The 6,626-nt window shown below is 46.2% G+C and carries 7 protein-coding genes; 2 read left to right on the top strand and 5 right to left on the bottom strand.

The window, feature by feature from the left end; genetic code table 11:
- Positions 1 to 133 precede the first annotated feature (133 nt).
- On the bottom strand, positions 134 to 832 hold the full coding sequence (locus AB1S50_RS18620) for a tetratricopeptide repeat protein (protein ID WP_367152706.1): 699 nt from the start codon (positions 830 to 832) through the stop codon (positions 134 to 136).
- 1,293 nt (positions 833 to 2,125) lie between these two features.
- Between AB1S50_RS18620 and AB1S50_RS18615 the strand changes: the two genes are divergently transcribed.
- Together AB1S50_RS18615 and AB1S50_RS18610 are read left to right on the top strand one after the other, a co-directional pair.
- Positions 2,126 to 3,355 carry a tyrosine-type recombinase/integrase gene (locus tag AB1S50_RS18615; protein ID WP_367152705.1) on the top strand — a complete coding sequence of 410 codons (1,230 nt, stop codon included), beginning with the start codon at positions 2,126 to 2,128 and terminating at the stop codon, positions 3,353 to 3,355.
- A gap of 114 nt (positions 3,356 to 3,469) precedes the next feature.
- Positions 3,470 to 3,874, top strand: coding sequence for a thermonuclease family protein (locus AB1S50_RS18610; RefSeq protein ID WP_367152704.1), 405 nt, complete (start codon positions 3,470 to 3,472; stop codon positions 3,872 to 3,874).
- A 382-nt stretch (positions 3,875 to 4,256) separates the two neighbouring features.
- Here the strand turns inward: AB1S50_RS18610 and AB1S50_RS18605 are convergent, their stop codons facing one another.
- The 4 genes from AB1S50_RS18605 to AB1S50_RS18590 all read right to left on the bottom strand — a co-directional run bounded on the left by AB1S50_RS18605 (position 4,257) and on the right by AB1S50_RS18590 (position 6,524).
- Entirely contained in the window at positions 4,257 to 4,535 is a 279-nt protein-coding gene (locus tag AB1S50_RS18605) for a hypothetical protein (RefSeq protein WP_367152703.1), read from the bottom strand.
- A gap of 142 nt (positions 4,536 to 4,677) precedes the next feature.
- Positions 4,678 to 5,466: a DUF4272 domain-containing protein gene (locus AB1S50_RS18600; protein WP_367152702.1), complete on the bottom strand. Its 789-nt coding sequence runs from the start codon at positions 5,464 to 5,466 to the stop codon at positions 4,678 to 4,680.
- Between the two features lie 318 nt (positions 5,467 to 5,784).
- Complete coding sequence (locus AB1S50_RS18595) at positions 5,785 to 5,997, bottom strand: hypothetical protein (protein ID WP_367152700.1); 213 nt, start codon at positions 5,995 to 5,997, stop codon at positions 5,785 to 5,787.
- Positions 5,998 to 5,999: 2 nt separating this feature from the next.
- A complete protein-coding gene (locus tag AB1S50_RS18590; RefSeq protein WP_367152699.1) occupies positions 6,000 to 6,524 on the bottom strand; it encodes an RHS repeat-associated core domain-containing protein in 525 nt (174 codons plus the stop codon).
- Positions 6,525 to 6,626 lie beyond the last annotated feature (102 nt).

Genomic DNA, 6,626 nt, shown 5'->3' with positions numbered 1-6,626 from the left:
AGGCGCCACGGCATAGCTGTTGCAGTCAAAATTGAATTGCCGGGCGAATAACTTCAGGCTGGAACAAGACGGGGAGAAAACTGAAAATCACATTTTCCGCTTTTTGTGTTTTGAAACAGGCAGGATGCCTTTTTCAACAACCTGTTAGTAAATAATGGATTTCTGCCTGTCGATACAAGTAGCTGTAATCATTTGGATCCAGCAATGCCAATTCTTCATAAAACTCCAGTATCTGGGGCCATAATACTTTGCCACTATTCTCAGGATCTATTTTTTTATGATAAGCTTGAACCAAAGTTTTAATTATTCTCTTGATGTCTTCAATTTTATCAACCTCATAAGTGTAGCGCTCTAGACGATAATACGCTTTGATAGCTGCTGCCAAATCGCCAGTTATTCTATAGCTTTCCGCGAGGAGATATATCGCATATTGATCATCCTCATTTATCTGCAAGTAAGCATTTAGCAATGGTATTAATTTCAGGTATTCACCCTGATCAAACCCTTGCTGAAAAAATTTCTCTATTGATAGATACGCATACTGCTCATGTTTACCATCAATGAGCAATAACCTACTGTACTGATCAACTATTTTTGCAATATTCCAGCTTGAAAGTGTTTTTTTAAATTCTTTCATCGGGGTAGTTAAGGGAAGATTGGTGGAAATTCCAATTTTAGTTAAATTTCCCCAATTCGACGCAGCCAATATGGTGCGCTCCTGGTCTTTCATCTCAGTTTCTGGGAGCATGAAGCTACTCCAATATTGATGGCCATTCCAACCAAAAATCAGGCCACTTATAAAAACAATCAATGTCAGAAAAAAGATTTTCACAATGGTATTTCTTAGCTGCTAAACAAAAAGTTCCATTTAAAGGGATCTCTAAAAATTTCCCAACCTGCACTAAAAGCCATCCGACATATTCCGCATCCCCAAGAGATTGTGTGGCCACAGTAACAAAACGAGTCAAGCAACTCACCATACTGCTTACACCAGCCAAAGGTGGCATCAACCTGTTTGCGCCTCTTGAGAATCACTCCATAGTGCGGCTCTACGGTCTATCGCACTATGACTCCGACACTCACTATTCTGCGCGAAATGCAGCGTTATTCCTATGCCAAGACAGCCATTTACAAAGCCTTTTGTATCGTAGCTTCATGCATAAAAAAGCCCGCCATTTGGCGGGTCATTTTCTGCAATGCGCAAAAACCGCGTGCTAAATTTGTATACCTTCTCGGGACAAACTTGTCAATCCATGTTTTGGCAACCCTTCCGATAACCCTCCACGAACTCGGCCACCGGACCTAGCGCTCTTGTGAGAGAGGCTCCAGGCGGCGTTGAAATAGCTTCCCTAACCTTACCCACTCTGGATCCTATTCCGCGCTTTACTGCACCCCAGGATAGTGCGCGCTTGATTTCAGCTAGGGCCTGTTCACATCCCGAAGCGCAGAGGCGTTGATGCAGAAGAATGCCATCTTGCTGACATGGTTTTTATTGTGCGGTTTGCCCCATTGGTCAAATTCTGTCATTAGCAGGCTGCTGCCCCGTACAGGGATGTTCGGGTCGCAAATCAAGCATGTAACTGCTTGATTTGTCGTGGAGGGTTTGCTGGCAAGCGCCGCACACCCCGGTTGAGAAAAGCCAGGGAGGGCTTTTTCAGCAATGTGTTAGGTAGAGAAGGAGTGCGACCCACTCTTTAAATCGTGCGGCGGGTGCATAAGCGTCCATACCTCAGTTGTGAGCCAGTGGGTCGGTTTGGCGTAGCCTTGCAGCCACATTTTGGACCAAGCCCTTTTTCGCAGGTATCCATGATACGGCCACTGCTGCTCGCTATTCAGTTTGGTGAAAATGTGAGAAGCGAACCACAGTGCCGCTATCAGCCAAGTGGGGGACCAAATGGGAGACTAAGGAACTAAAATTTCTTATAAGTCAGGAAATTATCTTAAGAAATGGCGGTGAGGGAGTCCGCCAATATGAGTTCCAAAATAATCCTATAGATTCCATCAAACCCTAGCAATTCTGGGGCTTGTAGGCTACATTCCTTCCAAACTCATCCAAAGTCCACCAAGTGAATCCGCGACCAAGTGGGGGACTAAGTGGGGGACCGGAGAACCGTAGGGGGGAGATATGGGAAGGCTAACCGTAAGGCAAATAGAGAAGATCAGCGTGCCAGGTAAGTATGACGATGGTGATGGCCTGCGCTTGATCGTAAGAGCCTCCGGAGCCAAGAGTTGGGTTCTGCGCTACCAGCTTCACGGAAAGCGCCGCGAGATGGGCCTGGGTAGCCTGGATGATCTGAGCCTAAAAGGGGCTAGGGCAGAAGCCAGCATACAAAGAAAATTGATTCTTCAGGGTATTGATCCTATCAGTGAAAGACGACGTATTCTGCAGGCAAAAAAAACTAACACACAAAACAAAGAAGCAAAAAAAATCTCTTTTAGTGAAGTATCCAATGACTACATACTGGCGCATCGCGAAGGCTGGAAGAATGCCAAACATGCCCAACAGTGGAAGAATACCCTCAAGCAATATGCGCACCCCGTTATAGGTGATAAGGCCCCGTGCGAAGTCACCACCGACCATGTGTTAGAGATACTTAAGCCAATTTGGCTTGAGAAACCAGAGACGGCAAGCAGGGTTCGTAACCGTGTGGAATTGGTGTTAGATGCTGCTAAGGCCAGATCATTACGAGAGGGAGAGAACCCAGCCCGCTGGCGCGGCCATTTGGATAAGTTACTGCCGAAGCGCTCAAAGGTCAGACAGGTAAAACACCACAATGCGTTGCCCTGGGCAAAACTACCCGAGTTCTTTCAGGAGATCTCTAAGCGCCATGGATTGGCCTTCAGGGCCATGGAGTTGACCATTTTGACGGCCACTCGTACCAGTGAGGTTCTGGGAGCAACTTGGGATGAAGTCGACTTCAGCGCCAAAATTTGGACGATCCCGAGTGATCGGATGAAGGCGGGGAAGATGCATCGTGTACCCTTAGCATCGCCAGTAGTGGCCTTATTGAAATCTCTGCCCCGGATCGACGACAATCCATATCTCTTCCCCGGTCAGCGCAAAGGGCGACCACTTTCAAATATGGCCATGCTGATGGCGCTACGCCGTATGGAACGTAACGAGCTTACAGTCCACGGGTTCCGGTCGACTTTCCGCGATTGGGCTGGAGAAGCCACGCCGCACCCGAGAGACGTTTGTGAGCAGGCCCTAGCCCACAGCCTGGGTGATTCTGTAGAAGCCGCCTACCGCCGCGGCGATCTGTTCGAGAAGCGAAAGTCGCTGATGTCCGATTGGGCCACATACGCAACTACTGCTCCCACTGAGAATGTAGTGCCAATGCGAAAGCGAAAGTAACATGCCCAACAGGTTGAGGGCGAGTGCCTTTGTGATTACCAGTTAAAACTACGTATCTTGATTTTTGATGAAAATTTCGTCACTTTATGCCCATTAGCTCTCAGTAACTGAAAAATGAAAGGAATCATTCTTGCCCTCCTCTTCCTCCCTACCCTGGCCCTGGCTCGGCCCGTAGAGGTAGTCTCCATCTATGACGGTGACTCCTTCACCGCCAATGTCCCAGGATGGCCCGATATAGTCGGCAAGCGCATCGGCGTCAGAGTCAAAGGGGTAGACACCCCGGAGTTGCGGGGCAAATGCCAGGCTGAAAAGGAACTGGCACGAAAAGCCAAACAATTCGCTGTCACCCTGCTCCGTGATGCCCAGGAAGTGCGCTTGGAGGAGATAGAGCGGGACAAGTATTTCAGGTTATTAGCTGAAGTATGGGTAGATGGAAAGCGGCTAGATCAGCTACTCATAGGCGCTAACCTTGGGTATGAGTATCATGGGGGCAAGAGACGGAACTGGTGTAGCCAATAGCCCAGCTGATTGGTGCCACCATTGGAGGACAAAAAATGAGCACATCAACCCCTACCTCCGACACGGATCTAGCGCGACCCGAAATTTACCAGCGATATCGAGAAGGATGGCTGACGCCAACTGCGAAAGAGGTAGCAGCTGAGTTATGCAAAGCAAGCCTCACCCCTAGACAAGCGGCGCAGCTGGTGGGTGTATACAGCTTCACCCCCTACCTCGACGGGCTGACATCAATCGACTATGGCGCCTGGCGTCTGCTATGTATCTACTCAGGCAGTGTGACAGCTGATACGCATAAGGACTACGTTCCTGATACGTCTACGAGGGAGTGGGTTTTTGACCAAGGAATCAATTGACTGTCTGGCTCGTAGATTCTGGCCCCCGCCTACTCCTCGGACACATAAAAGCTAGCCCAATTTGGGAAGTCACCGTAGAACACAAAATAATCCCGTGTACAGGTCAATCCAAGGGCGTCCAACCTTTTTGAAAGCTCGTAAGAGGCTTCACCGCCAAAATGGGGGCCAAATGACAGCAGAGCATCGCTTTCCTCTAGCGGCTCAATCGCCTCCATAACCTCAAAAACCTTTGAGATTTCAATCTCCTTTTCTTTTAGGGCGGCCCTCCTAATAACTATTCCATAGTCATTCGAAACGCTGATTTTCAATCTAACAACATCTCAAATTCTTGGTGTCGCTATTAAGCTAAACTGATTGCCAAAAAATAGTAGCAATTAGGAAAAATTGTTTATAAGTCGTAAAAATGTGTCCTTCACCTTTCTTGCCAATCTGCCACATCACTGTACTTCCTTATGTATCCAGAGTGATTTCTTCCCAGGGCTCTTCAGAACAACACCACTCCAAAGCTCGCCTTCTTTCTGCCACAGCATACACTGGCAGATCACCAGGCACTTCCTCACCAACTCGCATGGCCTCAATCACAGACCAATGCAAGCAATATAGAAAGTCAAGCATTGACACCAATGTATCGCAACTACGCAGGGCAGCATTATTTCTAAACTTTTGCGATGTTTCGTCTTTTTTCAAATCTGGGAGAAGTGTAATGAGACTATTGTCGCAAACACCAAATGGATTAAGGTTTTCATGGAGGCTAAGAGCCCATGTTAGTAACCATACAGCCTCAACTTTAACTTTAAAGTCTGCATTTTCTCCCTTGCCTTGTTCGATAAACTCCTTTTCCTGGGGGGCTAGGGAGTCTATGCAGCCTTCTCTTTTTAACCAGGCAATAGCCAAATTTTTAGGGTAGCCATATGCTTTCGCTATTGAAAGGTGCAAAGCTAAAGCCCTATCGACTATCGTTTCTTCAGAGCGAAATTTTACAGCCCCTTCCAGCAGGGGAAGTTCTGGGTTGACTAAATACCCGGCGCTAAGTAATAGCGCTTGAGATTCCTGCCTTACATTTTTTAAAAACGTCATTTTGAATCGATACTCTGTGTCAACCGCCAAAAGGCGATGACGGATACCTATTGTAATATTTGTATCGTTCCAACAATCCAGAATGCACAAAAATAAACGAACGCCCACTTTTTGCTTGGCGGCCAAGTTAACCGTGTACAAATACCCATTATCAGCTGGCATACCTCGAATCGCTTTTCGTAAAAGTAGCTGAGTAAAAAAATAATTCCAATTACGTAAAAAACCACCCCGCCAGCAACTGACTTCTCACCCGACCCAGAAATGATAAATGGTTCACGAGAGAACAATGTCATAGCAAAAAAAAGAATTGATATTATGATAACTATCAATGTGTTAATTTTAAATTTATCCATCATATCCGCATATATTTATAGTAGAGCCAGTTAATATGGAGGAGACGAAGGACGCAGAAACGCCAAAATTCATCGGTGTGAATATCCCGAAGGCATCGCTGTCCCAACGATAGCATCTGGATTAGTATCATAAACCGTAGAATTTTCTAACAGAGGCAAAATCACACAAAATGCTTTCACCCAAGGATTGGGAAAATTCCCTGAGTTTATCGTAATCTTTATCTATTTCCGGTAGATCAGTCTCTGTGTACAACTCCTTTTCTCCTCCATTATAAATTCTGTATATTTTTATGGAATGAGATTCTTCATCGACTTCTATTAAGTGCTTAAAATTTTCCACTTTTAATTATTCCATGTGTTCAATGGTGGGACGGGGCGGCCAGTTCTACATGCTGCCAGCCTTTCAGTTGCAGACGAATAACAAGCTTGAGCCCTATCAAAACCTCTTAACCTTCCTATTGCTCTACAGGTTGATATGTCATTTAAATACCTTTTATAACATAAATCATCATCACCTGTTTCATCAGAAGGACAATTATCTGTGTCATCATCAGGATTATCTAAAGGATCTGGGCCAATATCATCAAGCGGGCTTGTCCAGTCTGATACTGCATCTACTGCGGCTTGACCACAGTTGGTGGCAACACAGGCTCCTCCAGCTGCTAATCCTGCTCCTCCAGCAAACCAAATATAAGCTGGCACTCCAAACCAAACCAGCCTTCCATCAGGATCCATATTCATGATGGGATTTTGGTATGTATAACCGTAGGTATTAATTCCCCCGCCCAACCCAATCGGATCACTCTGCAAATAGCGTCCGGTACTCGGATCATAATCCCTAAAGTAGTTGTAATAAAAACGGCCCAACGCAAATCCGCTACAAGATTCACTACAACCCCAGTAACATCAATCACTTAAAGAACATGCAGCCCAGTGCGGAGGATACTTTATCAAGTTACAGCCCCCGAC

This window comes from Microbulbifer discodermiae (assembly GCF_040742695.1).
In the GTDB taxonomy this organism is placed as follows: Bacteria; Pseudomonadota; Gammaproteobacteria; order Pseudomonadales; family Cellvibrionaceae; genus Microbulbifer.
This window is presented reverse-complemented; position numbering and strand designations above follow the sequence as displayed.

Bases quoted from the DNA above. Each gene is read 5' to 3' on its own strand.
- AB1S50_RS18615 (WP_367152705.1), top strand. From the start codon at position 2,126: ATGGGAAGGCTAACCGTAAGGCAAATAGAGAAGATCAGCGTGCCAGGT.
- AB1S50_RS18610 (WP_367152704.1), top strand. From the start codon at position 3,470: ATGAAAGGAATCATTCTTGCCCTCCTCTTCCTCCCTACCCTGGCCCTG.
- AB1S50_RS18600 (WP_367152702.1), bottom strand. From the start codon at position 5,466: ATGCCAGCTGATAATGGGTATTTGTACACGGTTAACTTGGCCGCCAAG.